The organism is Leucobacter denitrificans (genome assembly GCF_014396385.1).
Taxonomy (GTDB): Bacteria; Actinomycetota; Actinomycetes; order Actinomycetales; family Microbacteriaceae; genus Leucobacter; species Leucobacter denitrificans.
This window is the reverse complement of the sequence record NZ_CP060716.1, coordinates 1,627,536-1,652,883: the sequence shown is the minus strand read 5'-3', so window position 1 is coordinate 1,652,883 and position 25,348 is coordinate 1,627,536. Positions and strand designations below refer to the sequence as shown.

The 25,348-nt window shown below is 62.9% G+C and carries 26 protein-coding genes; 7 read left to right on the top strand and 19 right to left on the bottom strand.

The window, feature by feature from the left end; all coding sequences use genetic code 11:
• Nucleotides 1-44: 44 nt before the first annotated feature.
• Together H9L06_RS07995 and H9L06_RS07990 are read right to left on the bottom strand one after the other, a co-directional pair.
• The gene (locus tag H9L06_RS07995) at nucleotides 45-980 is read right to left on the bottom strand and encodes an ABC transporter ATP-binding protein (protein WP_187554695.1); all 936 of its coding nucleotides are present in this window, start codon (nucleotides 978-980) and stop codon (nucleotides 45-47) included.
• An 86-nt stretch (nucleotides 981-1,066) separates the two neighbouring features.
• Nucleotides 1,067-1,498: a hypothetical protein gene (locus tag H9L06_RS07990; RefSeq protein ID WP_187554694.1), complete on the bottom strand. Its 432-nt coding sequence runs from the start codon at nucleotides 1,496-1,498 to the stop codon at nucleotides 1,067-1,069.
• Nucleotides 1,499-1,598: 100 nt separating this feature from the next.
• Between H9L06_RS07990 and H9L06_RS07985 the strand changes: the two genes are divergently transcribed.
• Together H9L06_RS07985 and H9L06_RS07980 are read left to right on the top strand one after the other, a co-directional pair.
• The gene (locus H9L06_RS07985) at nucleotides 1,599-2,294 is read left to right on the top strand and encodes a helix-turn-helix transcriptional regulator (protein ID WP_187554693.1); all 696 of its coding nucleotides are present in this window, start codon (nucleotides 1,599-1,601) and stop codon (nucleotides 2,292-2,294) included.
• Between the two features lie 154 nt (nucleotides 2,295-2,448).
• Nucleotides 2,449-3,216 (top strand): sulfite exporter TauE/SafE family protein, encoded by a 768-nt coding sequence (locus H9L06_RS07980; protein ID WP_382336279.1) that lies wholly within the window; start codon nucleotides 2,449-2,451, stop codon nucleotides 3,214-3,216.
• 146 nt (nucleotides 3,217-3,362) lie between these two features.
• Here H9L06_RS07980 and H9L06_RS07975 read toward each other — a convergent pair whose 3' ends face one another.
• The 10 genes from H9L06_RS07975 to H9L06_RS07930 all read right to left on the bottom strand — a co-directional run bounded on the left by H9L06_RS07975 (nucleotide 3,363) and on the right by H9L06_RS07930 (nucleotide 15,224).
• On the bottom strand, nucleotides 3,363-4,550 hold the full coding sequence (locus tag H9L06_RS07975; RefSeq protein ID WP_187554692.1) for a bifunctional 2-methylcitrate synthase/citrate synthase: 1,188 nt from the start codon (nucleotides 4,548-4,550) through the stop codon (nucleotides 3,363-3,365).
• Nucleotides 4,551-4,661: 111 nt separating this feature from the next.
• Nucleotides 4,662-5,585 (bottom strand): methylisocitrate lyase, encoded by a 924-nt coding sequence (gene prpB, locus H9L06_RS07970; protein ID WP_187554691.1) that lies wholly within the window; start codon nucleotides 5,583-5,585, stop codon nucleotides 4,662-4,664.
• Nucleotides 5,585-7,108 (bottom strand): MmgE/PrpD family protein, encoded by a 1,524-nt coding sequence (locus tag H9L06_RS07965; RefSeq protein WP_187554690.1) that lies wholly within the window; start codon nucleotides 7,106-7,108, stop codon nucleotides 5,585-5,587. The genes prpB and H9L06_RS07965 overlap by 1 nt, the downstream gene beginning before the upstream one ends.
• Nucleotides 7,105-7,761 carry a GntR family transcriptional regulator gene (locus H9L06_RS07960; protein ID WP_187554689.1) on the bottom strand — a complete coding sequence of 219 codons (657 nt, stop codon included), beginning with the start codon at nucleotides 7,759-7,761 and terminating at the stop codon, nucleotides 7,105-7,107. The genes H9L06_RS07965 and H9L06_RS07960 overlap by 4 nt, the downstream gene beginning before the upstream one ends.
• 143 nt (nucleotides 7,762-7,904) lie before the next feature.
• A complete protein-coding gene (locus tag H9L06_RS07955; RefSeq protein ID WP_187554688.1) occupies nucleotides 7,905-8,666 on the bottom strand; it encodes an SDR family NAD(P)-dependent oxidoreductase in 762 nt (253 codons plus the stop codon).
• Between the two features lie 81 nt (nucleotides 8,667-8,747).
• Entirely contained in the window at nucleotides 8,748-10,100 is a 1,353-nt protein-coding gene (locus H9L06_RS07950) for a dihydrolipoamide acetyltransferase family protein (protein ID WP_187554687.1), read from the bottom strand.
• A 60-nt stretch (nucleotides 10,101-10,160) separates the two neighbouring features.
• Complete coding sequence (locus H9L06_RS07945; RefSeq protein WP_187554686.1) at nucleotides 10,161-11,159, bottom strand: alpha-ketoacid dehydrogenase subunit beta; 999 nt, start codon at nucleotides 11,157-11,159, stop codon at nucleotides 10,161-10,163.
• Nucleotides 11,156-12,349, bottom strand: coding sequence for a thiamine pyrophosphate-dependent enzyme (locus H9L06_RS07940; RefSeq protein ID WP_187554685.1), 1,194 nt, complete (start codon nucleotides 12,347-12,349; stop codon nucleotides 11,156-11,158). The genes H9L06_RS07945 and H9L06_RS07940 overlap by 4 nt, the downstream gene beginning before the upstream one ends.
• A 26-nt stretch (nucleotides 12,350-12,375) precedes the next feature.
• Nucleotides 12,376-13,890: a tetratricopeptide repeat protein gene (locus tag H9L06_RS07935; RefSeq protein ID WP_187554684.1), complete on the bottom strand. Its 1,515-nt coding sequence runs from the start codon at nucleotides 13,888-13,890 to the stop codon at nucleotides 12,376-12,378.
• A gap of 2 nt (nucleotides 13,891-13,892) precedes the next feature.
• Nucleotides 13,893-15,224: an AAA family ATPase gene (locus H9L06_RS07930; RefSeq protein ID WP_187554683.1), complete on the bottom strand. Its 1,332-nt coding sequence runs from the start codon at nucleotides 15,222-15,224 to the stop codon at nucleotides 13,893-13,895.
• A gap of 75 nt (nucleotides 15,225-15,299) precedes the next feature.
• On the opposite strand from H9L06_RS07930, the gene H9L06_RS07925 reads away from it, so the two are divergent.
• The 4 genes from H9L06_RS07925 to H9L06_RS07910 all read left to right on the top strand — a co-directional run bounded on the left by H9L06_RS07925 (nucleotide 15,300) and on the right by H9L06_RS07910 (nucleotide 19,169).
• Entirely contained in the window at nucleotides 15,300-15,707 is a 408-nt protein-coding gene (locus tag H9L06_RS07925; protein ID WP_187554682.1) for a phage holin family protein, read from the top strand.
• A gap of 64 nt (nucleotides 15,708-15,771) precedes the next feature.
• Entirely contained in the window at nucleotides 15,772-17,154 is a 1,383-nt protein-coding gene (gene purB, locus H9L06_RS07920) for an adenylosuccinate lyase (protein WP_187554681.1), read from the top strand.
• Between the two features lie 47 nt (nucleotides 17,155-17,201).
• On the top strand, nucleotides 17,202-18,041 hold the full coding sequence (locus H9L06_RS07915) for a siderophore-interacting protein (protein WP_187554680.1): 840 nt from the start codon (nucleotides 17,202-17,204) through the stop codon (nucleotides 18,039-18,041).
• 63 nt (nucleotides 18,042-18,104) lie between these two features.
• A complete protein-coding gene (locus tag H9L06_RS07910; RefSeq protein ID WP_187554679.1) occupies nucleotides 18,105-19,169 on the top strand; it encodes a DUF998 domain-containing protein in 1,065 nt (354 codons plus the stop codon).
• A 21-nt stretch (nucleotides 19,170-19,190) separates the two neighbouring features.
• Here H9L06_RS07910 and H9L06_RS07905 read toward each other — a convergent pair whose 3' ends face one another.
• The 7 genes from H9L06_RS07905 to rpsF form a co-directional block, all read right to left on the bottom strand.
• Nucleotides 19,191-19,475 carry an ABC transporter ATP-binding protein gene (locus H9L06_RS07905; protein ID WP_187554678.1) on the bottom strand — a complete coding sequence of 95 codons (285 nt, stop codon included), beginning with the start codon at nucleotides 19,473-19,475 and terminating at the stop codon, nucleotides 19,191-19,193.
• Nucleotides 19,459-20,082 carry a DUF308 domain-containing protein gene (locus tag H9L06_RS07900; RefSeq protein ID WP_187554677.1) on the bottom strand — a complete coding sequence of 208 codons (624 nt, stop codon included), beginning with the start codon at nucleotides 20,080-20,082 and terminating at the stop codon, nucleotides 19,459-19,461. The genes H9L06_RS07905 and H9L06_RS07900 overlap by 17 nt, the downstream gene beginning before the upstream one ends.
• A gap of 67 nt (nucleotides 20,083-20,149) precedes the next feature.
• Nucleotides 20,150-21,526, bottom strand: coding sequence for a replicative DNA helicase (dnaB, locus tag H9L06_RS07895; RefSeq protein WP_187554676.1), 1,377 nt, complete (start codon nucleotides 21,524-21,526; stop codon nucleotides 20,150-20,152).
• A 528-nt stretch (nucleotides 21,527-22,054) separates the two neighbouring features.
• The gene (gene rplI, locus H9L06_RS07890; protein WP_187554675.1) at nucleotides 22,055-22,507 is read right to left on the bottom strand and encodes a 50S ribosomal protein L9; all 453 of its coding nucleotides are present in this window, start codon (nucleotides 22,505-22,507) and stop codon (nucleotides 22,055-22,057) included.
• A gap of 12 nt (nucleotides 22,508-22,519) precedes the next feature.
• Nucleotides 22,520-22,780 (bottom strand): 30S ribosomal protein S18, encoded by a 261-nt coding sequence (gene rpsR / locus H9L06_RS07885; protein ID WP_187554674.1) that lies wholly within the window; start codon nucleotides 22,778-22,780, stop codon nucleotides 22,520-22,522.
• 53 nt (nucleotides 22,781-22,833) lie between these two features.
• Nucleotides 22,834-23,373 carry a single-stranded DNA-binding protein gene (ssb, locus tag H9L06_RS07880; RefSeq protein WP_187554673.1) on the bottom strand — a complete coding sequence of 180 codons (540 nt, stop codon included), beginning with the start codon at nucleotides 23,371-23,373 and terminating at the stop codon, nucleotides 22,834-22,836.
• Between the two features lie 3 nt (nucleotides 23,374-23,376).
• Nucleotides 23,377-23,736, bottom strand: coding sequence for a 30S ribosomal protein S6 (gene rpsF, locus H9L06_RS07875; protein ID WP_187554672.1), 360 nt, complete (start codon nucleotides 23,734-23,736; stop codon nucleotides 23,377-23,379).
• A gap of 212 nt (nucleotides 23,737-23,948) precedes the next feature.
• Between rpsF and H9L06_RS07870 the strand changes: the two genes are divergently transcribed.
• Nucleotides 23,949-25,274 carry a glycosyltransferase gene (locus tag H9L06_RS07870; RefSeq protein WP_187554671.1) on the top strand — a complete coding sequence of 442 codons (1,326 nt, stop codon included), beginning with the start codon at nucleotides 23,949-23,951 and terminating at the stop codon, nucleotides 25,272-25,274.
• Nucleotides 25,275-25,348: the final 74 nt, after the last annotated feature.

The following is a 25,348-nucleotide window of genomic DNA, read 5'->3' as shown; positions in this document are numbered from 1 at the left end:
CATGGTCGATCGCCCAGCCGCGGTTCGTGGGGTCGTTGCTGCGTTCACTGGTCTGCTCCGTTCGTATCGGTAGCTTCGGTCAGTTCGTCAGCGCCACCAGCACCGTTCGCCCCGATGAGTTCGAGGTAGATCTCTTCGAGCGTTGGCCTGCGCACTTCGAGTTCGGCGGGTTCACCTTTCGCGAAGCCCAATTCGCGTGCCTCAGCACAGAGCTTCTCGATCAGTGCGCCGGGAGTGTGCGTGCGCTCTTCGCGCAGTGATCCACCGGCGTCGCGCCAGCGCACAATTGGCACGCGAGCGTCGGCGCCCCCGAGTTGCGCGGGAGGTGCCTCTGCCACGATCGTGCCACCAGTGAGCACGCCCACGCGATCCGCAAGATGCGCCGCCTCATCGAGATAGTGCGTCGTGAGCAGAATCGCCGTGCCCTCGCCGGTGAGCCCCGCGAGCATGTCCCAGAACTGGCGGCGCGCCTCGGGGTCGAACCCGGTTGTCGGCTCATCGAGGAAGAGCAGTTCGGGGCGGCCAACGATGCCGAGCGCGACGTCGAGCCTGCGCTGTTGCCCGCCCGAGAGCTTGGTCGCGCGCACGCTCGCCCGGTCGGTGAGACCTACAAGGTCGAGCACCTCGTCGACGCCGCGCGGGTTGGGGTACAGCGACCCGAAGTGCGAGATGAGCTCGCGCGGTGTGTAGACGCCGAGGTCGCCGGTGCTCTGCGCGACGATGCCGATGCGCGAGCGCCACGCGCGCGAGGCCGACAGTGGATCCTCACCCAGCACACTCACCTCACCACCTCCCGGGCGGCGGATCCCCTCAAGCACCTCAATCGTCGTACTCTTGCCGGCGCCGTTCGGGCCGAGCAGCGCGTAGGTTTCGCCCGCCGCAATCTCGAGGTCGATCCCCGCGAGCACGTCGCGACCCGCGTACCGTTTCGTGAGACCGCTGACACTCACGACAGCTTTCTTCGCAGTTACTTGATCCATACCTCAAGTCTCGCGAACCCGCGGGCTGCGCAACAGTGACTATCTAGCTGATTTCCCCATCCACCGATCGGTGGATCCGCTTGCTCTCAGCGACTGTGAGCGTGGCGCCCGAACGCGAGAGCAGAAAGCGCGAGCGCCCCGACGAGCAGGCCAAAGTCACGCAGAGCGACGTCGAGGTATCCGCCGACAGAGACCAGGCTGACGATGATGCCCGCGAGCCAGACCGCGACGAGCAATCCGCCGAATCGTGGCATTATCGCGACCACCAGGCCCGCGACAATCTCAACGACTCCAACGATCATCATCGCGGTGTAGGCATCGCCAGGAATCATGCCGTCCATCCAGGGTGCGAGATAGCGCTCCCAGTCGTCGGTGAGCACGCGCACGAACTTATCGAGCCCGAAGAGAATGGGTGCGACCGTGAATACTGTGCGGAGCAACACAAACGCGACCCGATTGCCATCGGACCAGAATGAGGTGGGCTGGGTGGATACCCGAGCCGAAGTTGAGGTGGACATGATTGCACTCCTTTGTACTGACCTTTTCTTAAAACCACTTATTTGAACGATAGAAACGTTTCTTTCTAAAGTCAAGAGTTTTAGATGTTAGAGTTGGATCATGCCTTCTGAAGCCTCGGTCAATTCGATTGGCGCTCTTGTAGATGCCAACCGTAGGCGCCTATACGACTACGTGTCCAAGCAACAGAATCCGGTGAGCCGTGAGGAGGCAGCCAAGGCACTATCTCTCCCCCTCACCAGGGCAAAGTTTCACCTCGATCGACTCGTGGAGGCGGGCTTGCTCGAGACCGAGTATCGGCGACTTTCCGGAAAACAGGGGCCCGGTGCCGGTCGACCCTCAAAGCTCTATCGACGTGCGTCGGGAACCATCGAGGTCTCGCTCCCCGCGCGCAGGTACGACGTCATGGGCCGCATCCTCGCCGCTGCGGTCGAACAGGCCGCAAGCGGTGGTGACCTCGAAGCAGCAATTCGCGCTGCGTCATACGCACAGGGTGCGGCGGCCGTGACGCCTTCGAACACAGCAACGTCATCACCGGAAGCCCAGCTCGAAGTCGCCGGCGAAGTCCTCGCTCGCCTCGGCTACGAGCCAGAAGTCACTGAGCATTCCGTGCGTTTACGCAACTGTCCTTTCGACACGCTCGCGCAAGACCACCGCGGAGTAGTGTGCGCCGCAAACGTGCATTACACCCAGGGCGCATTCGACGCCGCCGGTTGCCAAGGCGTGAGCGCTCACCTTGAACCCGAGGAGGGGTACTGCTGCGTAAAAGCCAGGCTCGATCCGCCGCCCAGCGACTAGCCCCGCAGCTAGCCCCGCCCTAGCCTCTTTCCCAAATCGGCGCAGAGAAATCACATTTTGAGCCTCCAGATCACTGATTTTTCTTCGCAAATTTCCTCAGGTAACGATGTAACACCCGCCGAGCCACGACCCTCACATCGGATACAGTTACTCCGTGCCATTGCAGATACTCGAGCTCCCACCGTTCGCGTGGGCGCTGCTCGGATTTGCGGCGGTGCTCATCGGCCTCTCAAAGACCGCACTCCCGGGTGTGAACACCCTCTCGATTGCAATCTTTGCCGCGTTCCTCCCACCGAAGGAGTCGACGGCAGCGCTGCTCCTGCTCCTCATCGTCGGCGACATTTTCGCACTCATCAGCTACCGCCGTCACGCCGATTGGAAGACGCTCATCAAGCTCATCCCCGCGGTCGCAGGTGGCCTCGGGGTCGGCGCACTCTTTCTCGCCTTTGCAGACGACACTTGGGTGCGCCGCGCGATCGCCGTGATACTTCTCGCACTGGTGCTGTACGCGGTGTGGCAGCGGATCCGCACGCATAAAAACCCCACCAAACCACGCCAGCAAACTGAGGGCAGCGCCATCGCACGAGCCGGGTACGGCTCACTCGGCGGGTTCACCACGATGGTCGCGAACGCTGGCGGCGCCCCGATGTCGCTCTACTTCTTGTCGGCGGGGTTCCCGGTCAAGGCGTTCCTCGGCACGGCGGCCTGGTTCTTCGCGATCATCAACCTCGTGAAGGTGCCGATCATGGCGAGCCTCGGCCTCTTCATTCCAGAGGTGCTGTCGCTCGCCCTGCTCACGGTGCCCGGCGTGGTCGTGGGCGCGATCCTCGGGCGGTGGATCGCCTCGCGCATCCAGCAGCGCTCCTTTGAATACGCGATCCTACTCTTCACCGCCCTCGGCGCCATCTACCTCTTCTTCTGAATAAGATCTACAAATCCCTGCAGAACCAACCCGCTCGTCCCCAACCCAAAAATCCGAGTCAAAGTTTGCCTCTAATGCTTGAGCCTTAAGGGCAAACTTTAACTCGGATCTGGTGAGGTGCGGGCCGAGAAGGCCCGGCGAGCAGCCTACGCGCTCTCTTCGGCGCGCTCGGCGGCCTCGAGGTGCGCCGCATCGGGCACATACCCGTCGATGTGACGCTCGTCGGGTCCGTTGTACGCAGACAGTGGGCGGATCAGCGCGTTCGACGCCGTCTGCTCCATGATGTGCGCCGTCCACCCGGTCACACGAGACGCGATGAACAGCGGCGTGAAGGTGAGTGTGTCGAACCCGATCAGGTTGTACGCAGGGCCCGACGGGTAGTCGAGGTTCGGGTAGATCCCCTTGCGGCTCACGAACTCGCTCTCGAGCGCGTCGTACAGTGCTGCAACATCGGGTCGATCATAGTGCTCAATGAGCGTGTCGAGCGCGGTCTTCATCGTCGGCACGCGCGAGTCGCCTCGCTTGTACACGCGGTGGCCGAAGCCCATGATCTTGCGCTTCTCGGCGAGCGCCTTGTCGAGCCACGGCACGACATTCTCGGCCGAACCGATCTCGTTGAAGATGTGCAAAACGGCCTCGTTCGCGCCGCCGTGCAGCGGGCCCTTGAGCGCGCCGATAGCGCCAACGACTGCCGAGTAGAGGTCTGACAGCGTAGAAGTAATCACTCGCGCAGTGAACGTCGAGGCGTTGAAGGAGTGCTCTGCGTAAAGCGTCATCGAGCGGTTGAATGCGTCGACGACGACCGGCTCAGCCTCCTCTCCGAAGGTCATCCAGAGAAAGTTCGCCGCATAATCGAGGTCGTCGCGCGGCGGCACGATCTCCTGGCCGCGCCGACGACGCTGGCCATACGCGACGATCGCAGGCAGCGACGCGTAGAGGCGGATCGAGCGCGCGAGATTCTCTTCTGGGCTTCCGGCTGCGTCGAGCACCGATCCACTGCCCGACGAATCTGAGGCACCGATCACACTGACCGCGGTGCGCACCTCGTCCATGGGATGCGCCTCGAGTGGCAGCAGGTCAATTGCCGCCTTGACGTTGTCGGCGAGCGCGCGGTGTTTGCGCTCCTCCGCACGCAACGAAGCGAGCTGCTCGTCAGTTGGCAGCTCACCGTTCCAGAGCAGGTACGCGACTGCCTCGAATGGCTGCGTCGCCGCGAGTTCCTGCACGGGGTATCCGCGGTAGAGCAGGCTGTTTGTCTCGGGATTGACCTTCGAGACCGCTGTGTAGTCGACCGTGACGCCGGCTAGGCCCTTTTTGATTTCTACGTCGGTCATCGTTGACTCCTTTTGTTGAGTGAAGTGTATGTGTGGATCCTGCGAGCCGCACCATGCTTTTGGCGCGGCTCGCAGGATCAGGTGTCACCGCGCGGTGTTCACCGCTCGGCGTTATTTTTCAACAGTGAAGTTGAACACGCTCGTGTCGAAGTGGTTGTAGTCCTCGTAGTCGATGAGGTCATACAGGTCGGCCCGGTGCTGCATCTCGTCGAGCTTCGAGGTGAGTGACCCCTCCTCGATGAGCGTGTCGAGCGCGCGGCCCGTAGCTCCCATCGAGATGCGAAGCATCGATACCGGCCAGATCACGATGTTCATGCCGACATCGGCGAGCTGCTGCGTGGTGAACAGCTCACTCTTGCCGAACTCGGTCATGTTCGCGAGCAGGGGCACATCGACTGCCGAGCGGATCGCCTCAAACTCCTCAAGGCTACGCATTGCCTCGGGGAAGATCGCGTCTGCGCCCGCATCAACGAGTGCTTTTGCGCGATCTTTCGCGAGGTCGAGCCCGTGCGGGCCATCGGCGGTCGCGCGAATATCGGTGCGCGCCATGATGAGGAAATTGTCATCGCGCCTGGCGTCTGCGGCCGCGCGAATGCGCTTCGTCGCAGTGCCCTCGTCGACGACGGCCTTCCCGTCAAGGTGGCCGCAGCGCTTCGGGTTGATCTGGTCTTCGATGTGCGCGCCCGCGAGGCCCGCGTTCTCGAGTTCCTGAATCGTTCGCGCAACATTCATCGGTTCACCGAAGCCGGTGTCGGCGTCAATGATTGCGGGGAGGTCAGTAATGCGGGCGATCTGCTCGCCGCGACCGGCGACCTCTGAGAGCGTCGTCAGTCCGATGTCGGGAAGCCCGAGATCTGCCGCGAGCACCGCACCCGAGATGTACACGCCCTCGAAGCCCTTGCGCTCGATGAGGCGTGCCGACAGCGGGTTGAACGCACCGGGGAACCGCATTGGCCCACCGCTGCCGAACGTCGCCGCCAGTTGCTCTCGGAAGAGGCGACGCTTCTCGTGCGCTGCAACCTTCGAGTACAGCATTAGAAGAGGCCCTTCGGAGCTGCCGCGAGGTCGAGGAGACCGTCCTTCGCAACGATATTCAGCTCGCGCACCTCGTCAGCGGTGAGCTCTGGCAGGCGCTGCACGAGCTCAAGGAAGCGCTCGATCTCGGCCTCTTCGAGCACTGGCTCGGCGAGGATGCGGAACTTGTTGATGTAGTTCTCGCGAGCGAACGGACGAGCACCGAGCGGGTGCGCGTCGGCAACTGCGATCTCGTCGACAATCTTGGTTCCGTCGGCGAGCTCGATCTCGACGCGGCCACCGAACGCCTTCTCGTCCGGATCCTCTGAGTGGTACCGGCGAGTCCACTCGGCGTCTTCCGCCGTGGTGATCTTGTGCCAGAGTTCGACGGTGTCGGCACGACCCGCACGCTCGGGAGCGTAGGAGTCGACGTGGTGCCAGCCGCCGTCTTGCAGTGCGACCGCGAAGATGTACGGAATCGAGTGGTCGAGTGTCTCGCGCGATGCCTTGGGGTCGTACTTTTGTGGATCGTTCGCGCCCGAACCGATCACGTAGTGCGTGTGGTGGCTCGTGTGGAGCACGATCGACTTCACGTTTGCTGGGTCAACGAGCTCTGGGTGCTCGCCGTGCAGTTTGCGGGCGAGGTCGATCCACGCCTGCGCCTGGTACTCGGCTGAGTGCTCCTTGGTGTACGAGTCGAGAATCGCGCGCTTTGCCTCGCCGGGAGCGGGGAGCGGCACGTTGTACGAAGCGTCGGGGCCGTCGAGCATCCACGCGATGACGCCGTCTTCACCTTCGTAAATCGGTGACGGTGAAGTCTGCCCGCGCATCGCGCGATCCACTGCCTCGACCGCCATCTTGCCTGCGAACGCGGGTGCGTGCGCCTTCCACGTCGAGATCTCGCCCTTGCGCGACTGACGCGTCGCGGTAGTGGTGTGCAGGCCTTGCGCTACGGCCTGGTAGATGGTCTCGGTGTCGAGACCGAGCAGCGTACCGATGCCCGCAGCGGCCGACGGCCCAATGTGTGCAACGTGGTCGATCTTGTGCTTGTGCAGGCAGATTGCGCGCACGAGATCCATCTGAATCTCATACCCGGTCGCGATGCCGCGCACGAGCGCACGGCCATCGGCACCGACGTGCTGCGCGACCGCGAGAATCGGCGGAATGTTGTCGCCCGGGTGTGAGTACTCGGCCGCGAGGAAGGTGTCGTGGTAGTCGAGCTCGCGCACGGCCACGCCGTTTGCCCATGCTGCCCACTCGGGGCTTGTGCGCTCGGCTGCGAGGCCGAAGACCGAAGCGCCCTTACCGCCGGTCGAGACCGGGTGCGAGAGTGCCTGCGCGCGCGATGCGATGATCGGGCCGCGGTTCAGCGATGCCGCAGCGACCGACGCGTTGTCGATGATGCGGTTAATGATCATGTCGACGACGTCTTGCTCGACCTCAACAGCGTCGGTTGCGACCGCCGCGATCTTCCACGCAAGCTGCTCCTCGCGGGGCAGATCTTCTTCACTCTTATACACGCGAACGTGATGGGAGACAGTCATTGTGTTCCTTCCGGTGGGGTGCTCGTGTCGAGCTGGGTCAGTATCGCGGCGAGCGCGTTGTGCAGGTGAACGTGGGTGGCGTGCGCGGCGAGTTCGGCATCACCAGATGCGATCGCTTCGGCGATGAGTTGATGCTCGGCGACCGATGCGTGCAGTCGCTCGCGGTTGTCGCGGGCAAGGCGTCGCGCGCGGGCGAGGTGGGTGCGGATCGTGCGCAGAGCATTCGTAAAGTACGCGTTATTGACGGCGCGATCGAGTGCCGCGTCGTATCTTGCGATGAGTTCGTAGTAGGCGTCGGCGCTCGACTCCCCCTCTTCAGGGTGCGCGGCCGCGAACGCCTGCGCGAGCTCGGTAAACTCCGCGCGGTCGCCGCGGGTAGCCGCGAGTCGAGCCGAGCTCTCTTCGAGGGCACGTCGCACCTCGAAGAGTCGCTTGATGTCGCCCGCGTCGAAGTCGGTAACGACAGTGATGCGCGGCGACAGCTGTGCCGCGAGCCCGTCGGCCACAAGTCGGCCGATCGCAGCACGGGTCGGGGTGCGGCTAACGCCCAGTCGCGCGGCCTGCTCAACCTCACCGAGCACGGTTCCGGGCGCGAGTTCACCCCGCTGAATCTCATCGAGGAGCGTCGAATACGCGAGATCACTTGCGCGCATGATCCACCTCCCTGTTCCACATCAGTGTATACACAAGTGAGGGAAATTCCCACAACTAGCAGAAATTATCGCACTCAGTGCATACATTGCTGCGATCAGGGGTGGATCACTATGGAGTCGCGGGCCGCCAGGCGCTGTCGACGCTACTTCGGGCCCATCCTCAGTGCGCCATCCATGCGGATCGTCTCACCATTCAGATAGTCGTGCTCTGCGATCATGGCCACGAGCTGCGCAAACTCGTCGGGCCGCGCAAGTCGCGCCGGGAACGGAACCGCGGCAGCGAGTGACGCGTTGACCTCTTCGCCGAGCGCCTCGAGCAGCGGCGTGTGCACGATGCCGGGTGCAACGGTGTTCACCCGGATCCCATTACGGGCGAGGTCACGTGCGGCAGTAATGCCCATCGCGACGACCCCACCCTTCGAAGCCGCGTACGCAATCTGCCCAATCTGACCCTCGTACGCCGCGACCGAGGCGGTGTTCACCACGACGCCGCGCTGCCCCGACTCATCGACAGGTTCGAGCGCAGACATGTGCTCGGCAGCGAGTCGCATGACGTTGAAGGTGCCGACGAGATTGATGTTCAGTGTGCGCTGAAAGGTCTCGAGATCGTGCACACCCTTTGACGAGAGAATGCGCTGCGCCGGAGCAATTCCCGCGCAGTTCACGACAAGGCGCAGAGGTGGCAGGCCGTCAAGCGCGGCGAGCGCGGCACTCACTTCGCTCTCGCTCGTCACGTCTGCGGCAACAAGGCGGATCCCCTCAGCCTGCTCTCCCGCAGCCTCGATCGAACGCTGCAGATCCACACCGAGAACCTGCACCCCTCGGCCCGCGAGCATGGCGGCGGTCGCGGCTCCGAGCCCCGAGGCTGCCCCCGTCACCAGTGCGGTCATTCCTTCAAGCTTCACTGCTTGCCCCTTTCGGCCATGTACATTCGCTTTCCAAACCTAGTGGGTGCGTACTGCCAGGGCCGACATAAGCGGGGGAAATCAGTCGAGCAGAAGCGCCGGCTCCTCAAGCACTGATGCCACATCGGCAACGAATCGAGAAACTACGTCGCCGTCGACAACGCGGTGGTCAAACGATCCACCCACCGTGGTCACCATGCGCGGGCGCACCTCGCCGTCGACCACCCACGGCTTTTGGCGAATCGTGCCCATGGCCATGATCGCGACCTCGCCCGGGTTCAAGATCGGGGTGCCGAAGTCCATGCCGAACACGCCAATGTTCGTGATGGTGATCGTGCCGTTTTGCATGTCGGCGGGCGGCGTGCGCCCATCGCGAGCGGTGATCGTAAGTTGCTCGATTGCCTTCGCAAGGTCGAGCAGACTGAGGTCTTGCGCCTCCTTGATGTTGGGCACGAGAAGACCGCGCGGGGTCGCCGCAGCAATGCCGAGATTCACGTAGTGGCGCCGAATGATCTCGGTCTCGGTGAACGTCGAGTTGATCTCGGGGTTTCGGCGAATCGCCCACAGCATCGCCTTCGCGAAGATGAGCAGCGGCGACACCTTTACGCCCGCAAAGTCGGTCGAGGTCTTGAGTCGTTTCACGAACTCCATCGTGCGGGTCGCGTCGACCTCGACGAAGACGCCAACGTGCGGCGCTTCGTTCGAGCTCGCAACCATCGCCTGGGCGGTGAGCTTGCGAATGCCCTTGAGCGGAATGCGCTCCTCGCGCTGCTCAGGCGGTTCGGGAGTAGTGATGTTGCGGAACACACTCACCTGCGAACCGTGGCGCACAACGTCGTCGCGCAGAATCTCACCGCCGATGCCGGTGCCCTGCACGAGCGCGAGGTCGACACCAAGGTCTTTCGCGAGTTTGCGGATCGGCGGCTTCGCAATCACCGGCGCCGCTTCTGCAACCGGAATCGGGTGTGCATTGAGCAGCGGTTCGCCACCACTCCGACGGCGGGAGTTCACCTTGCCTGCAAGGCCGTAGCCGACGAGCACCGAACCAGCCTCGTCAGCCTGCTCTGCGGGCTCAGCGGCCTGTGGCTCGGCACCCTGAACGGGCTTCGTCTCGGCTGACGTCTGAGCAGCGTCACCCGCCTCAACAGCCGCAGCCGACGCGTCACCTGCCGGCGCAGTCGGCGATCCACCCCCCGCGGTGCTCACCTTGAGAATCGGCGAACCGACCGGCACCGTCTCGCCCGCCTCGGCGAGCAATTCGGTGACCGTGCCCGCGAACGGCGATGGCAGCTCAACGATTGACTTCGCGGTCTCGATCTCACAGATCACCTGGTTGAGCGTGACCTCGTCGCCGGGCTTCACTTTCCAGGCCACGATCTCTGCCTCGGTCAACCCCTCGCCAACGTCGGGGAGTGGGAACGTCATGTCGCTCATCGAAGGCTCCTTAGGGTTGCTTCGTCTCAGTCTAGGTTCGCGGTGCCCAAAATGGTCGGGCTAGTAGTGCATCGTGCGGTCGACCGCTTCGAGAATGCGGTCGGCGTCTGGCAAGAAGTAGCCCTCGAGCCGCGCTGGCGGGAACGGCACGTCGTAGCCCGATACCCGCAGCACCGGGGCCTCGAGCGAATAGAACGCGTGCTCGGCAACGTACGCGGCGATCTCACTCCCCACGCTCGCGTTACCCGATGCCTCTTGCGCGACGACGAGTCGGCCAGTCTTGCGCACTGACTCGAGCAGCGGTTCATAGTGGATCGGCGAGACGCTCCGCAGATCCACCACTTCGAGACTCGTACCCTCGCTCTCAGCCACCTCGGCGGCCTGCAGCGCCATCGTCACCATAGCGCCGTACGCGACGACCGTGCAGTCGGTGCCGGTGCGCGCGACCCGTGTCTGATGGAGGTCGGCTGCGGGTGCTGCCGGGTCGACCTCGCCCTTCATCCAGTACTTTGCCTTCGGCTCGAAGAACAGCACAGGGTCGTTCGACTGGATCGCCTGCTGAATCATCCAGTACGCGTCATTCGGCGTCGACGGCGCGACGACGCGAAGCCCCGGCGTGTGGGCAAAGTAAGCCTCAGGGCTCTCTTGGTGGTGCTCAACCGCGCCAATGTGTCCGCCGTACGGCACACGAATCACGACGGGCATCGAGATCGCGCCCTCGTGACGGTTCGTGATCTTCGCGAGGTGCGCGACGATCTGGTTGAAGCCGGGAAAGATGAAGCCGTCAAACTGAATCTCAATGACCGGGCGGTAGCCGCGCAGCGCGAGTCCGATCGCGTTGCCGATGATGCCTGACTCCGCGAGGGGTGTATCGAGCACGCGAGCCGAACCGAAGTCGGCCTGCAGCTTGTCGGTGACGCGAAAGACGCCGCCGAGCGGGCCGATGTCTTCGCCCATCAGCAGAACTTTGTCGTCAGCGGCCATCGCCGCGCGCAACCCCTCGTTGATGGCCTTCGCCATCGGGAGCACGGTGCGCTCTTGGAGCGTTGTCACGGTCATTTCGCGCCTCCGTCTGCCTCAGCCGTCTCGAATGAGGCCTCATAGTGGTCAAGCCACTGACGCTGTTCCTCGATTCGCGGGTGCTCTTCCGAGTACACGTGCGCAAACATCGAGTCGGCGTCGGGTGCCGGCTCGGCGAGCACTGCATCGCGCACTCGCTTCGCTTCCTGATCCGCCGCCTTTGCGACCTCGTCGAAATACGCGTCGTCGACGCCCTGCTCGCGCAGGTACGCTTCGAGCCGCTTGATCGGATCGCGCTGCTGCCACTCCTCAAGCTCTTCTTGCTGGCGGTACCTCGTCGGGTCGTCGCTCGTGGTGTGTGCGCCGATGCGGTACGTGAGTGCCTCGATGTAGCCGGGGCCCTTGCCCTCGCGAGCGAGGCGCAAGAACTTGCGACCCACCGCGTACGCGGCGAGTGGATCATTGCCGTCAATCTGCACGCTGCGAATCCCGAATCCGAGCGCGCGGCGGTACAGCGGGGTGCGGCTCTGGCGCTCTACCGGAACCGAGATCGCCCACTGGTTGTTCTGCACGACAAACACCGTCGGCGTCTGGTAGCTCGCGGCGAAGACCATCGCTTCACTCGTATCACCCTGGCTCGAGGTGCCGTCGCCATAAAACACCATCGATGCCTCACCAGTTTCGGTGCCCGCCTCGCCCGGATCGAGCTTCGTGTTGCCCTCGCGACGCTTTGCGTCGAGCACTTGGCCGAGCGCGTAGCCGCTCGCGTGGTGCGACTGCGAACCGAGCACAAGCGTGTAAAGGTGGAAGTTACCGCTCTTCGGGTCAGTGACATCCCAGCCTCCGTGCGTGAATCCACGGAAGAGCATTGCGACCGACACGAAATCGACGCCGCGCACGTGAGCGACGGTGTGCTCGCGGTACGCGGGAAACAGGTGATCCTGCGGCTCTGCGGCGTGCGCGAGGCCGACCTGGCAGCCCTCCTGCCCGACGCTTGGCGCCCAGAGCGCGAGCTGCCCCTGGCGCTGCAGGTGCGTGGCTTCGGTATCGAACGCGCGGGTGAAAAACATTGCGCGATACCACTGCTTGAATTCGTCGAGGCCCACGCCCTCAAGCTCGTCTGCGAATGCTGACGCTGAACTTGAGGGAGCGTATCGGCCATCGACGTCGAGAAAACGGATCGGCTCCGGATCCACCATGTCGACGTCGAGCTGCTGGGTCTGGCTCATAACCGTCAAGTGTAGTGAGCGTGGGTCTAAGTGCCGGGATATGTTCGGGAGGTTCCCAGTTGCGGTGGATCGTACTCGGCCGCGTGCCGGTCAGCGAGCGCCCACCCACCGATGACGAAGAGCACGGCGATACCGAGACCGATGAGCGTGACGCGCAGCGGCCCCGATCCACCCAGGTTGCGCACGCGCAGTGCGCGAAGCAGTATCGTCACGAGAGGTGGCGCCGCGACGGCGAGCGCGACCGGGAACAACCCACCGGCAGCCTCGGGGTTGCGCGAGGTGATCGGAAGAAACGGGAGCGCGGCGACTAGGGCGGCGATCGCTATCGGCACGAGCCCCCAATATGAGTGCCGGAGTGCGGCGCGCGCGGCCTGAAGGCCCTCCGCGTCTGGCGGGAAGAGCCCAGTTCGCGCCTCGGAATGGAATCTCGCAAGCACGATCGCGAGCTCGCCGATCATGAGGTACCACGCGACAAACCCAACCATCATCGTGACGTCGCCGACGTACTCCCCCATCACCGTCGGCAATGAGCTCTGTGATCTCGCCGCGAGACCACCAAGGAGAATGGACGCGAGGAACGAACCGGTGATGGCGATGATGAGTCCGATCCACACCCACCATGCGCCACCGAACAGGCGCCGAATGAATCGCTTGGGAAGCCCGCCTCGGTTGAGGAGTACGACGAACCCGATCCACCCGAATGAGAGCGCGAGTAAGAGCAGCGTGAACTGACGGCGTGTGGGCGACGCGAGATCTGCGATCGATTCGCCGAACGCGAAGTTCGCGAACAGAATGACCGCGACGCAGCCCCACACCGCGAAGGTAGCGATGTGCTGCGTGTGGCTCCAGATGCGGTCGCTGACGGAGCGCGATGCGCCGCGGTGCTGGGGATTCTCGGCGAGCACGCCTGAGAGCAGCCTCAACGCTTCGGCTTCGTTCGTTTCTGTGCTGTCTGCGACGAGCAGGCGAAGGCGCTCGCTCGTCGGGTCAAGTTCGAGGGCTCGGTCGAGGGTCCGCTGCGCCTCCGCGGGTTTGTTGGCGCGGCGAAACAGCACAGTGGATCGGAACAGCGTGTCGTTGCCCTCGGGGTCGAGCAGCAGCGCCTCGCCGACCGACTGCGCGGCCGCGGTGTTGCGTGCCTTGCGTTCAGCGCGGGTTCCCCTGTCGTCACTCACGAGCGCAAAGGCGAGGTTCAAGTGCGATGTGGCCCATTCGGGGTGATGCCCCACCAGTTCTCGTGCGAGTTGCTGCGCAACATCGAACCGCTTGCTGGCGACAGATGTTTCGCAGAGCACCATCAGCGCAACTTCGTCATCCGGGCGCGCCGCCAGCGTTTGACGGGCGAGGCGCTCGGCCTCAGCGTGATCCGGAAGGTGCAGCATGCGCCAGGCGAGTTCGCCGAGCAGCCAGGGGTCTTCGGGAAATGAGGCAAGCCCGCGGCGCAGCTCGGCGATCGCTTCGTCATTGCGGCCGAATTCGCTCAGCGCGCGGGCGCGCTCGAAAATCGATGCGGGCGTGTCGACCTGCTCGCTTCCTTCCATAACTACAACCGCTTCAGACGCTTCAGTAGATCGACCAGGTCGTCGTAGCGACCGTCGTTGTTTGCGTAGTTCGCGACGTTTCGCGCGCTGTCGAGCCAGGGGCCGATCGACGACTTCACCTCTTTGAGCGCCTCGTTCAACTCTCGCATCGTGATTGGCATGACCTCGCCGCGCTTGATCGAAGCGGCGAGCGCCTTGTCAGCAGCAGTGTCACAGAGGTGCTTGAGGTCGGCACCCGAGAACCCCTCGGTCACCTTCACTAGTTTCGTGATCTCGATACCCTCGACGGGGCGCTTGCCGAGGTGCAGCTTGAGTATCGTCTCGCGAGCCGGTTCGTCGGGTGGCGACACGAGCACGACGCGATCGAAGCGGCCGGGGCGTAGCAGCGCCGGATCCACATCCCACGGCATGTTCGTCGCCGCGAGCACGAACAGACCGTCGTTGTCGCTGCCGATCCCGTCCATCTCCATGAGCAGCTGATTGACGAGATTGCGGAAGCTCTGCGATCCACCAGAATTCGAACGCTTGCCGCCGACCGCGTCGATCTCATCGAGGAAGAGCACGGCTGGCGCCTTCTGGCGAGCCTCTTCGAAGGTCTTGTGAATGTTACCTTCGCTCTCGCCGAGCCACTTGCTCAGCACATCGGCGAGCGTCACCGAAATGAAGCTCGCGCCCAGCTCGCCTGCGATCGCGCGCGCGAGATACGTCTTGCCGCATCCCGGCGGGCCGTAGAGCAAGAGGCCGCCGCCGAGCTGCGGCTTGAACGCCTTGGCAATTTCGGGGTGCGCGATGGGGTCGAGATATGTCTCGTAGATGCGCTTCTTCACAGCGTCGAGTCCCCCGACGTCTGAGAGCTTGAGCGCTTCCTGCGTCACGAGGCCCGGCACCGAGTCGTCGTCGGCCTCGCTCAGCGTGAGCTTTACTCCCTCGTCGGTTTCTTCGGCATCGTGCACGATGAACGGCGGCTTGATCGTGCTACCTACCTCGGCCTCGAGGCGCTTCCAATCCACTGAACTCGGCGGCTCCTCGCCAGGCGCATATATCGGGCCGTCGCCTTGGCCGTGTGGTTGGTAGCCGATGGGTTTTGGTGGTGACTCGGTCGAGTACACCGGCGCCGATGCACTGCTCGATTCATCGCGCCCCGTAATGCGGTCGAGCACCGCCTGAGCCCCTGCGTGTTCGGGGCTGCGCGCGAGCACCACCATCGCTTGGCCGACCGCGTCGTCGGTGCGACCGGCGCGCGCGAGCCGGTCGGCGTAGAGCGCTCTGAGCTCAACATCCTCCGGGCTCGAGGCGACGGCTGCGGCGAGGCTGTTGAGGAGTGGGTCGCTCATAGCATCAATGCTAATGAGGTGGAACCCCTCGATCCACCCTGGAATCTTCAGGCAGGTTCGCGAGAACATAGAGGTATGAGGTTAATCATTCGGGTGCTCGTCGGCGCGTTCGCGCTGTGGCTCACGACGCTCATTGTGGGTGGGTCGGGCGAAAACGGGGTGTGGATCGAGCCCTACAGCTCGGACACCTATGCGCCAGTGCTCACACTCCTGCTCGTCGCTCTCGTGTTCGGGCTTGTAAACGGCACGCTCGGGCGGATCGTTCGATTCATCTCGATTCCGCTCTACATTCTCACTATCGGCCTATTCGGGCTGATCGTGAACGGGATCATGATCTCTGTGGTCGCCTGGCTGTCTGAGCTTGCCGACTTCGGTCTGCGCGTCGACGGTTTCTGGTGGGGCGTGCTCGCGGCCCTCGTGATGTCGGTGCTCGCCGCAATCATGAACGGACTCCTCGGAACCAACAAGAAGAAGGGCCGCTGATAGTCGAGACGCGACCATGGGAGAATGGGGTGTCGCGATCCACCCTTAACGCCACGGAGACCCAATGACTTCGCTCCCCCCGCAGCCCATCAGCCCGCTCGACGGTCGGTACCGCAAGGCAGTAGAGGGGCTTGGCGACAGTCTCTCCGAGGCGGGCCTGAACAAGGCACGCGTGCACGTTGAGGTTGAATGGCTCGCGTACCTGACCGAGCACTCGCTGCTTGGTGGATCGCCGATGGGCGACGACCAACTTGCCTCGCTGCGCGAGTGGGCCGCGAATTTCGGGCAGGCCGAGATCGATCAGCTCGCTGAGACCGAGCGCGTCACCCAGCACGACGTGAAGGCAGTCGAGTACCTCGTGCGCGATCGCCTCGAAGCGCAAGGGCTCGGGCAGTTCGCCGAGCTCACGCACGTGTGCTGCACGAGCGAAGACATCAACAACCTCTCGTATGCGCTCACCGTGCAGCAGGCGATTGCCGATGTGTGGCGGCCGAAGTTCGTCGACGTCATCGAGGAGCTCGAGCGCCAGGCCGCGCAGTACCGCGAGCTCGCGATGATGAGCCGCACGCACGGTCAGCCCGCAACGCCGACCACGCTCGGCAAGGAGCTCGCCGTCTTCGTGCACCGTCTGAAGCGCCAACTCGATCAGATCGACGCCATCGAATATCTCGGCAAGTTCTCGGGCGCGACCGGCACCTTCGCGGCGCACTTGGCGGCGGATCCAAACGCCGACTGGCCGACAATCTCGCGTGAGTTCGTCGAGGGTCTCGGGCTCGACTGGAACCCGCTCACCACGCAGATCGAGTCGCACGACTGGCAGGCAGAGCTTTACACGCGCATCGCGCACGCGAACCGCATTCTCCACAACCTCGCGACCGATATCTGGAGCTATATCTCGATCGGGTACTTCCGTCAGATCCCAGTGGCTGGTGCGACGGGTTCTTCGACGATGCCGCACAAGGTGAACCCGATCCGCTTCGAAAATGCCGAGGCAAACCTCGAACTCTCGAATGCGATTCTCGACTCGCTCGCCGCCACGCTCGTGACGAGCCGCTGGCAGCGCGACCTCACCGACTCGTCGGCGCAGCGTAACATCGGCGTCGGCCTCGGCCACTCGGTGCTCGCGCTCGACAACATCAAGCGCGGCCTCGGTCAGATTGACGCGGCACCCGAGGTGCTCGCCGCAGACCTCGACACGAACTGGGAGGTGCTCGGCGAGGCGATCCAGACTGTGATTCGCGCCGAGGTCACCGCCGGCCGCTCAACCATCAGCGACCCATATGCGGCGCTGAAGGAGCTCACTCGCGGCCGCCGCATCGGGCAGACCGAACTCGTCGAGTTCGTTTCTGCACTCGAAATCGGCGACGAGGCGAAGCAGCGACTGCTCGAACTCACCCCCGCTGGCTATGTCGGAATCGCGGCCGAGCTCATCGATTTTCTCGACTAGCACACCGCGCGTTGTAGGCATTCAGAGTTGTACGAGAGAGTTGAAGCATGAGTGAAGTTGCGAAATTCAGCCGGGAAATGACCCGCCACCGGTTCACAGCGCGAGAGGTCACGGTCACCGCCGTCTCACGCCCGGTTCCTACATTTGCGCGCGTGACACTCGCTGGGCCAGACCTGCACGACTTCGCTTCGACCGGGCCAACCGACCACATGAAGGTGTTCTTCCCGCACCCGTTCACCGGCGAGCTGAATGCGCCAACGGCCGTGGGCCCCAGCGAAGACGGCATGGTGATGCCCGACGCACAGATCTTCGGCAGGTTCTTCACGCCGATGAACGTGCGCGTCGATGCTTCGGGCGCGACCGAATTCGATCTCGACTTCTTCTTGCACGAAGACCCGGGCCCCGCATCGTTCTGGGCCGAGAAGGCCGCCATTGGCGACAAACTGGTCGTTGCTGGCCCGCGTGGCTCAAAGACGGTTCCCGCCGGTATCTCGCAGTTGCTCTGCATCGTCGACGAGACGGCGCTCCCGGCGACAAGTCGGTGGATCGCCGACGTGCCAGCGGCTGTCGAGGTTGAGGTCGTCGCCGACGTTTCATACGACGACATCGACTGGGTCGTTGACTACCTGCGCGATGCGACGGGTCGCGAGGTCACTGTTCGCGAGCCGCTCGGCGGTCTCGATCAGGCGCTACTCGACAGCGAGCTCACCGACGACACGTTTGTCTTTGCTGCTGGCGACGCGAACCGGCTCATCCCGTTGCGCCGCGTGATTCGCGACGAACTCGGTCTACCGCGCGAGCAATACGACATCTCGGGTTACTGGCGCAGCGGTGAGGCGAACTTCGACCATCACTCCCCGATCGACCCCGCCGACCCCGAAGACTAACTACCTGCCGCGACGCTCGCGACACCGCTATGTATTAGCGGCACGGCGTGCTTCGATAGAGGCATGAACGAGGTCGAGCAGGCCCTTCGACGCCAAGTTGAAGCCCTTTTGGCGACCGGAGCGTGCTTCTTGCTTGGCTTGCTCTCGGGCACGGTGATCTTGTGGGGTGATTCGCGCCCGTTTACGGGTCCAAGTTCGGTGATCCTAATCGTGGCGCTCGTCACCGGAGTTATTGCTGCCGCGGCGTTCAGCGTGAGCGCGATACGGCATCGAAGCGGCGAGGCACGACCGATGCCGCACTGGCAGGTTTTCGTATCTACGGTGTCTACGGCTGCGGTGGCCTTTACTCTCGGCGGTGTGTCCGGCCTAGGGGTGCTGCTCTTCGGGGAGGTTCTCGAAATTGGGTTGCAAGGTCTTGAGGTCGGCGCTGTCGGAGGCGGCATCTTTGTGGGCATCGCTGCTGCCGTGGCCGGTCGGTTCGCGTTCCAGACCGGGGTGAGCGTGAGCACACGCAACCTCACTTCCCTGCTTTTCGCATTTTTGATAATCGGCACCCTGTTCGCCATGACGACCGCCACCGACCCAACGTGGTGGCAGCGAAACTTCTCGCAATTGGGTACTGGGGAGAGCGCTTTCGCGTTCAATGGCACGCTCATGATCGCAGGAGCGCTGGTTTCGACAATTGGCTCCTACATTGGCCGGGATTTGCACCGGCTTCTCGGGGATGGTCAGCTGCGTCGGATCGGGGCAACTGTGCTGCTCTGGGCGTTCGCAGGTCTAGCGCTCGCCGCTGTTGGCATGCTTCCGATCTACCTGCTGCCGCTTCCGCACGCAATCGTCGCATTCCTCACACTCGGATTACTCATCGCTTCGGCAATCCTCACTGCGACGACCCTGCCCGATCCGCCATTGGCGCTCCGGATCGTCACCGCAGTTTCAGTGGTCATCGCTGTTGGTGCGTTCGTAGTCACCTTCGTCGTGCCGCTCATCTCGGTAACCGTGCTTGAGAGCCTGGTCGTTGGCGTTATGTTGCTCTGGCTCACCACATTGACGCGAGTCCTCTGCATTCTGGTGCCGAACGTGTCACGTCCATCACGTCGTCACCAGCTGATCGCTGCACGCCCGTAGAGAAGGTAACTGGCAGAGCGACTAGTGCCAGTCGGCGTCAGGCTTCTGCAGATCTTTGCGCGCCTCTACGTCTTCGTCTGAAGGCTTCTTGCCCAGGCCAACCAGGGCAACCATCATCACGCTTGCGATAAAGGTGATCACCGCAAAAATGAGCGCAAGCACCCACGAACGCGACGCCATAAGCACGATGAGACCAGCAAACACCGCGAGCACACCCGAGAAACCGAGAAGCTCGAGTGGCTTGAGTCGATCTCTACGGGTTGGGATGATCGGATCTTGGGGCTTAGGGTCAGAAGACTGAGTCATCGCTCGCTCTCTTGGGATCAACTGATGCATTTGACAACTGCTGGCGAGCTCCGCTGCTTGCACGAGAATGGCGGGGGTCAAAGGCGGCAATGCCCAAGAACACCCCGGTAAGCACGGCGTAACCGCCGAAGAAGCCGACAACGGCGACGAGATCTTCTCGCACGATCAGCACGGCGAGTGCGAGCACTAGCCCCGCGAAGCCAACGAGTGCACCTTCAGAGCGAGTACCTGGAACAACTGTGATGCCCACGAACTCAAGCAGCCCACATATGAGCGCCCACGCGGCAATCACAACCGCAAGGCCAAGTTCGAGGCGGATCGTAAAGACCAAGATGCCCGCAACGATCGAGACCACTCCGAGCAAGAGCGCGACTGGTGCGCCGGGCTTGCCCCGGCGCTTCGTCCACTCAATGATGTGCACAGCGCCAATAACCACGAGAGCCGAAGAGACGATTGCGACGTCAAAGCCCAGATCCTCGTGGAGCGTTGCAGAGAACGTGATCGCAAAGCCGAAAACACACAGCACGATCGCGCGAAGCAGACGCACCCAGCGGGGTGCGAGAAGCGACGGATCAACTGCGCGCTTACCGCGAACTGACGAACTCATCGCTCCCCTTTCCCTAACAACCGGATTCTACCCCGTCAGGCTGCGAAACTCCGGCGTGAGGTGGCGACTACATACCCTGCGGCATGTCTTGGAAGCGCGAGTAGTGGCCCTGGAACGCAACCGTGACGGTGCCGGTGGGGCCGTTACGCTGCTTTGCGAGGATGAAGTCTGCTTCGCCCGCGCGTGGGTGATCTCGATCGCTTGACGCTTCGCGGTGCAGCAGAATGACCATGTCGGCGTCTTGCTCAAGCGAACCCGACTCACGCAGGTCGCTAATCGCGGGCATCTTGTCAGCACGTTGCTCGGATGCACGGTTGAGCTGCGAAAGCGCGATGACCGGCACGTCGAGTTCTTTCGACAGCAGCTTCAGCGCACGCGAGAACTCGCTCACCTCTTGCTGGCGGCTCTCGACCCGCTTACCGCTTGAGAGCAGCTGCAGGTAGTCGATAACCACCATCTTGAGTCCGTGCTGTTGCTTCAACCTTCTGCACTTCGCCCGAATCTCAACGAGCGTGAGGTTCGGGCTGTCGTCGATGTAGAGTGGCGCCTCAGCGATTCGCGCCTGAGTTGCCGCAAGCTTCTGAAAGTCACGGCTGTCAAGCGATCCTTTACGCAGCGTCTGCATGGGGATCGTGGCCTCTGCCGCGAGCAAACGCATCGCAATCTCAGCACGACCCATCTCAAGCGAGAAGAAGACTGTCGGCGCAGCCGCGTGCACCGACGCATGCCGCGCAACATCGAGCGCGAGTGTTGATTTACCCATGGCCGGACGCGCGGCGATGATGATCATCTGCCCACCAGCGAATCCGTTGGTCATGGCGTCGAGCTCGCTGAATCCGGTTGGCACACCGAGCATGCCGTCGGGGGTTGAGTTCGCGCGGTGGATCTCCTCGATCGCCGCGTCAACCGCGAGTGACAGCGGAACATAGTCCTCGCTCTGCGCCTCTCCCGTAACCGAGTAGATCTCTGACTGGGCGATATTGACCAGGTCGAGAGCTTCGCCCTCTGCTGCGTATCCCATCTGCACAATGCGAGTGCCGGCCTCGACCAGTCGACGCAAGACGGCCTTCTCGCCAACAATGTCGGCGTAGAACCCCGCGTTTGCCGCGGTCGGCACGATGCTCGTGAGCGTGTGCAGGTACTCAGCCCCACCAGCGCGCTGCAGGTCGCCAGCCTTCGCCAGCGCATCCGTCACCGTAATGACATCGGTGGGTTCTCCCTGCGAGTACAGCGTCAATACCGCGTCGTAGATGACCTCGTGCTTAGGTACATAGAAATCATCGCCGCGCAGCACACCAGTTACATCAGCGACGGCGTCTTTCGACAACAGCATGCCACCAAGCGCACTCTGCTCTGCAAGCAGATCGTACGGAGGCGTGCGTTCGTATTCATGGCCTCGCTGCTCGTCCATGGGCTGCGAGATTCCAAGATGGGCGATCGACACTCGTTGACTCCTTCTGTGAAACCCGGGTTGTTACCTATTGATGACACCCCAGACCTCAGACATTCACCGTAGGGGTGCGCGCAAGTTGGTTCAACCATCCGAGTTTTGCCCTGTGGATAACTCTGTGCGAAACTCACGGTGAAACGCCGCAAGTTATGCACATAATTGGGGATAACTTGTGGATCAAATGTGGGTTTTTCCTGAAACACGCGTTGTGACCTGGAGTTTTATCTCACTAATGAAGAAAAGTTATCAACCTTCAGGTGCAACTTTAAGCTTGCGAGAAATGCCCACATGTGGAGAACTTTCCCGCTTTCGCCTAAGCCTCTTCTAAACCCCAAAACTCCCTGTTCACGCGCTATTCACTGATACGGCACGTCTCAATAACCAGCGCGCCCCGACTGCCGCACGCATGACAGGCGCGCTCCAAGCATCCCCGGTAACGCCCCAAAACCGCCCCCAGGAACGACGAACGGGGCCCGATCCACATCTGCGGATCAGACCCCGTTCTAAATGCGTTGCGCGCGCTTAGCGCTGTGAGATTACCTGAATGGTCACCACAGCATCGACGCCCTCGTGCAGGTGCACGGTCGCCTTGTACTCGCCAGTCGACTTGATGGTCGGGAGCGAGATCTTGCGCTTGTCTACCTCACCGAGGCCAGCGGCCTCGATAGCGGCAGCAACAGCAGTGGGCTTTACCGAGCCGAAGAGGCGGCCACCAGTGCCGGTCTTTACTTCGAGGCGGATCTTGCCGGCCTCTTGAAGCTTCGCCTTGAGCGCCTGTGCGTCTTCGACCGAAGCAAGCGCGCGAGCCTCACGTGCCGCACGGATCTGCTCGACCTGAGCGCCGCCACCGCGGGTCCAGTTCACTGCGAAACCCTGGGGTACGAGGTAGTTGCGGGCGTACCCGTTCTTTACCTCGACTACGTCACCCGCGGAACCGAGGCCACGGACCTCGTGCGTAAGAATAACTTTCGACATGATGGTCTCTCCTTAGCGGCCAGAGCCGGCGTAGGGGAGGAGAGCCATCTCGCGGGCGTTCTTCACTGCCTTTGCGATCAGACGCTGCTCCTGAACGGACACGCCGGTGATACGGCGGGCGCGGATCTTTCCACGCTCAGAAATGAACTTGCGAAGCGTTGCGACGTCTTTGTAATCGATGACGCCAACGGTCTGCTTCTTCGCCGGTGCGGCCGCCTTAGCGTTCTTGCCGCGAGCCGGCTTGCGGCCTGCGCCGCTTGACTTGCCTGCCATGGTGATCTCTTTTCGTAATGCGTTCTGGCATGGACCAGAACAAGAAGTGTGTCTTAGAAGGGCTGCTCATCGTCGAAGCCGCCACCGAAGTCGGAGGAGCTATTCGATGAGACCTGCGCGCCCTGACCCGAGTTGGTCCAGGGATTGTCCTGTGCTTGTGCCTGCGGCTGAGCCCAGCCGCTCTGGCCCTGTGGCTGACCGCCACCGAATCCGCCAACCTGGCCGCGTGCCTGACCGCGCGTTACCTGTGCGGTCGCGAAGCGGAGTGACGGCCCAACCTCTTCAACCTCAAGGTCGAGAGAGGTGCGCTGCTGCCCCTGGTTATCGGTGTAGCTGCGCTGGGTGAGGCGGCCCTGCACGATAACGCGCATGCCCTTGGTGAGTGTTGCCGCAATATTGTCGGCGTACTCACCGTATGCTCGGCAACCGAGCCACAGCGCTTCGCCGTCTGACCACTCGCCAGACTGACGGTCACGCACGCGCGGGGTCGAGGCGATCCTGAAGGTCACCCACGACTTGCCGGCCTGGCTCACGCGAGGCTCGGGATCGGCAACAAGGTTGCCGACGACTGTGATCAGCGGCTCTCCGGCCATAAGCTATGCGCCAACCTTAGCAGCGCGAGCGGCCTTAGCCTGGTCACGCTTTGCCTTTGCGGCACGCTGAGCAATGAGCTCATCGGCACGCAGCACCTTGGTGCGAAGCACGGCTTCTGAGAGGCCCAGCTGGCGGTCGAGCTCAGCGGTTGCCTCAGGGGTCGCGGTGAAGTTCACGACGACGTAGATGCCCTCAGACTGCTTGTTGATCTCGTATGCGAGACGGCGCTTGCCCCAGATGTCCACGTTCTCGATCTCGCCACCCGCATTGCGGATAACGCCGAGGAACTTGTCCATGCTCGGGGCCACAGTGCGCTCATCGATACCGGGATCGAGGATCACCATGAGTTCGTATGTATGCATTACTGACCCACCTCCTTCGGACTTAACGGCCACAGGATTTCTGTGGCAGGAGGGTGTTTGTGCATTGTTTCTGTGCGAACAGCAGAGTGCCGAACACACAGACAACCTGAACAGCTTATCACTTCATGGCGTGCCCGTCATCCCGAGATATCTCGCCTCCACGACCCGGGCTCGGCCCACGAAAGTTGAGATTCCATGGAACGATTGCTTTCATGCGGATCGCCCTCGTCTCTATGCACACCTCACCAGTGGCCGCGCCGGGTTCTGGCGACGCGGGCGGAATGAACGTCGTCGTGTCCGAGGCCGCTCGTGCTCTAGCGGCCCGAGGTCACGACGTCGTCATGGTGACGCGCGAAACGAGCGAACTTCGTGCGGGGGAGTACCCAGTCTCAGACAAATACTTGGCCACGGGAGAGCGCACTGCCTCGGCGGGCATTCTGGCAGTGCCCGGGAGCGTTACCTTGCACGTGCTTCCGGCGGGCGACCCTGCACTGCGCAAAGAACAGCTTCCCGATGTCGTCTCCGAGTTTGCACAGGGGCTCAGGGCCCTCGGCAAGTTCGATGCGGTGCACGCGCACTACTGGTTGAGTGGGGTCGCGGCACTCGAAGCCTTTGGGGTCGCAGGTGGATCCACAAACCCTCCACACCTCACCTTTCACACGCTGGGTGCGCAGAAAAATGCGCGACTCGCCCCCGGAGACAGTCCCGAGCCATTGGTACGCCTAGAAGCCGAACTCGAGCTCACACAGCGCTGCTTTGTCATTGCGGCAAGCGCCAGCGAGCTCGACGCGGTTGAGCAGTACTGCGAATCCCCCCGCATCGGCTCTGCCGTCGTGCATCCGGGCGTCGACACCTCGCTGTTTCGGCCGCGACCCCCATTCCAGCCACAGCCTCTGGCTCAGCCCCAACCGACTCGATCAACCTCGGCACCGCTCGCAGTAGAGGAGTCGACCGACCCTGCCCACACGCCAGGCAGCCCTCTGCGCATCACGGTGCTCGGTCGCGTGCAGCCGCTCAAGGGCCAAGATCTCGCGATCCGAGCGATGGGGGAGTTCGCGCGAACCTACCCCGAACTCGCCGCCAGCACCGAGTTGGTCATCGCGGGGGAGCCGACCCCCGGCGCAGAGGCCTATGCCAACAACCTGCGCGAGCTCTGCGCCGAGTATTCAATATTGGATCGCGTGCGCTTTCTCCCTGCCCAGACCCGTGAGCAGGCCGCCGAGCTCCTCGCTTCGAGTGCGCTAGTGCTGGTTCCTTCGCACTCCGAAACCTTCGGCCTCACAGCACTTGAGGCCGGGGCGTCAGGCGTGCCAATCCTCGCGGGCGGTCACACGGGTCTCGTTGAAGCGGCGCCCGATGGTGTGGCGGGTGTGCACTTGGCGGATCGCGATCCACACAACTGGGGGCGAGGGATTGCGGCGCTGATTGCCGATCCACACCGCCGCGCAGCGCTTGGCCAATCAGCCCGCCATCACGCCGAACAACACAATTGGGCCGCGCACGCCGAAGCTCTCGAGCGCATCTACGCCCGCCACTAACCCCACCCCATCTCCGTCCACAACTGATATTTGCCAGATTTCCTCTCGCTCGACTGTGCAAAACCAACCTTCCG

What these genes read in the sequence shown, in the direction of transcription:
- H9L06_RS07995 (WP_187554695.1), bottom strand. Translation starts at nt 980, where the DNA reads ATGGATCAAGTAACTGCGAAGAAAGCTGTCGTGAGTGTCAGCGGTCTC.
- H9L06_RS07990 (WP_187554694.1), bottom strand. Translation starts at nt 1,498, where the DNA reads ATGTCCACCTCAACTTCGGCTCGGGTATCCACCCAGCCCACCTCATTC.
- H9L06_RS07985 (WP_187554693.1), top strand. Translation starts at nt 1,599, where the DNA reads ATGCCTTCTGAAGCCTCGGTCAATTCGATTGGCGCTCTTGTAGATGCC.
- H9L06_RS07975 (WP_187554692.1), bottom strand. Translation starts at nt 4,550, where the DNA reads ATGACCGACGTAGAAATCAAAAAGGGCCTAGCCGGCGTCACGGTCGAC.
- prpB (WP_187554691.1), bottom strand. Translation starts at nt 5,585, where the DNA reads ATGCTGTACTCGAAGGTTGCAGCGCACGAGAAGCGTCGCCTCTTCCGA.
- H9L06_RS07965 (WP_187554690.1), bottom strand. Translation starts at nt 7,108, where the DNA reads ATGACTGTCTCCCATCACGTTCGCGTGTATAAGAGTGAAGAAGATCTG.
- H9L06_RS07960 (WP_187554689.1), bottom strand. Translation starts at nt 7,761, where the DNA reads ATGCGCGCAAGTGATCTCGCGTATTCGACGCTCCTCGATGAGATTCAG.
- H9L06_RS07950 (WP_187554687.1), bottom strand. Translation starts at nt 10,100, where the DNA reads ATGAGCGACATGACGTTCCCACTCCCCGACGTTGGCGAGGGGTTGACC.
- H9L06_RS07945 (WP_187554686.1), bottom strand. Translation starts at nt 11,159, where the DNA reads ATGACCGTGACAACGCTCCAAGAGCGCACCGTGCTCCCGATGGCGAAG.
- H9L06_RS07940 (WP_187554685.1), bottom strand. Translation starts at nt 12,349, where the DNA reads ATGAGCCAGACCCAGCAGCTCGACGTCGACATGGTGGATCCGGAGCCG.
- H9L06_RS07935 (WP_187554684.1), bottom strand. Translation starts at nt 13,890, where the DNA reads ATGGAAGGAAGCGAGCAGGTCGACACGCCCGCATCGATTTTCGAGCGC.
- H9L06_RS07930 (WP_187554683.1), bottom strand. Translation starts at nt 15,224, where the DNA reads ATGAGCGACCCACTCCTCAACAGCCTCGCCGCAGCCGTCGCCTCGAGC.
- H9L06_RS07925 (WP_187554682.1), top strand. Translation starts at nt 15,300, where the DNA reads ATGAGGTTAATCATTCGGGTGCTCGTCGGCGCGTTCGCGCTGTGGCTC.
- purB (WP_187554681.1), top strand. Translation starts at nt 15,772, where the DNA reads ATGACTTCGCTCCCCCCGCAGCCCATCAGCCCGCTCGACGGTCGGTAC.
- H9L06_RS07915 (WP_187554680.1), top strand. Translation starts at nt 17,202, where the DNA reads ATGAGTGAAGTTGCGAAATTCAGCCGGGAAATGACCCGCCACCGGTTC.
- H9L06_RS07910 (WP_187554679.1), top strand. Translation starts at nt 18,105, where the DNA reads ATGAACGAGGTCGAGCAGGCCCTTCGACGCCAAGTTGAAGCCCTTTTG.
- H9L06_RS07905 (WP_187554678.1), bottom strand. Translation starts at nt 19,475, where the DNA reads ATGACTCAGTCTTCTGACCCTAAGCCCCAAGATCCGATCATCCCAACC.
- H9L06_RS07900 (WP_187554677.1), bottom strand. Translation starts at nt 20,082, where the DNA reads ATGAGTTCGTCAGTTCGCGGTAAGCGCGCAGTTGATCCGTCGCTTCTC.
- rplI (WP_187554675.1), bottom strand. Translation starts at nt 22,507, where the DNA reads ATGTCGAAAGTTATTCTTACGCACGAGGTCCGTGGCCTCGGTTCCGCG.
- rpsR (WP_187554674.1), bottom strand. Translation starts at nt 22,780, where the DNA reads ATGGCAGGCAAGTCAAGCGGCGCAGGCCGCAAGCCGGCTCGCGGCAAG.
- ssb (WP_187554673.1), bottom strand. Translation starts at nt 23,373, where the DNA reads ATGGCCGGAGAGCCGCTGATCACAGTCGTCGGCAACCTTGTTGCCGAT.
- rpsF (WP_187554672.1), bottom strand. Translation starts at nt 23,736, where the DNA reads ATGCATACATACGAACTCATGGTGATCCTCGATCCCGGTATCGATGAG.
- H9L06_RS07870 (WP_187554671.1), top strand. Translation starts at nt 23,949, where the DNA reads ATGCGGATCGCCCTCGTCTCTATGCACACCTCACCAGTGGCCGCGCCG.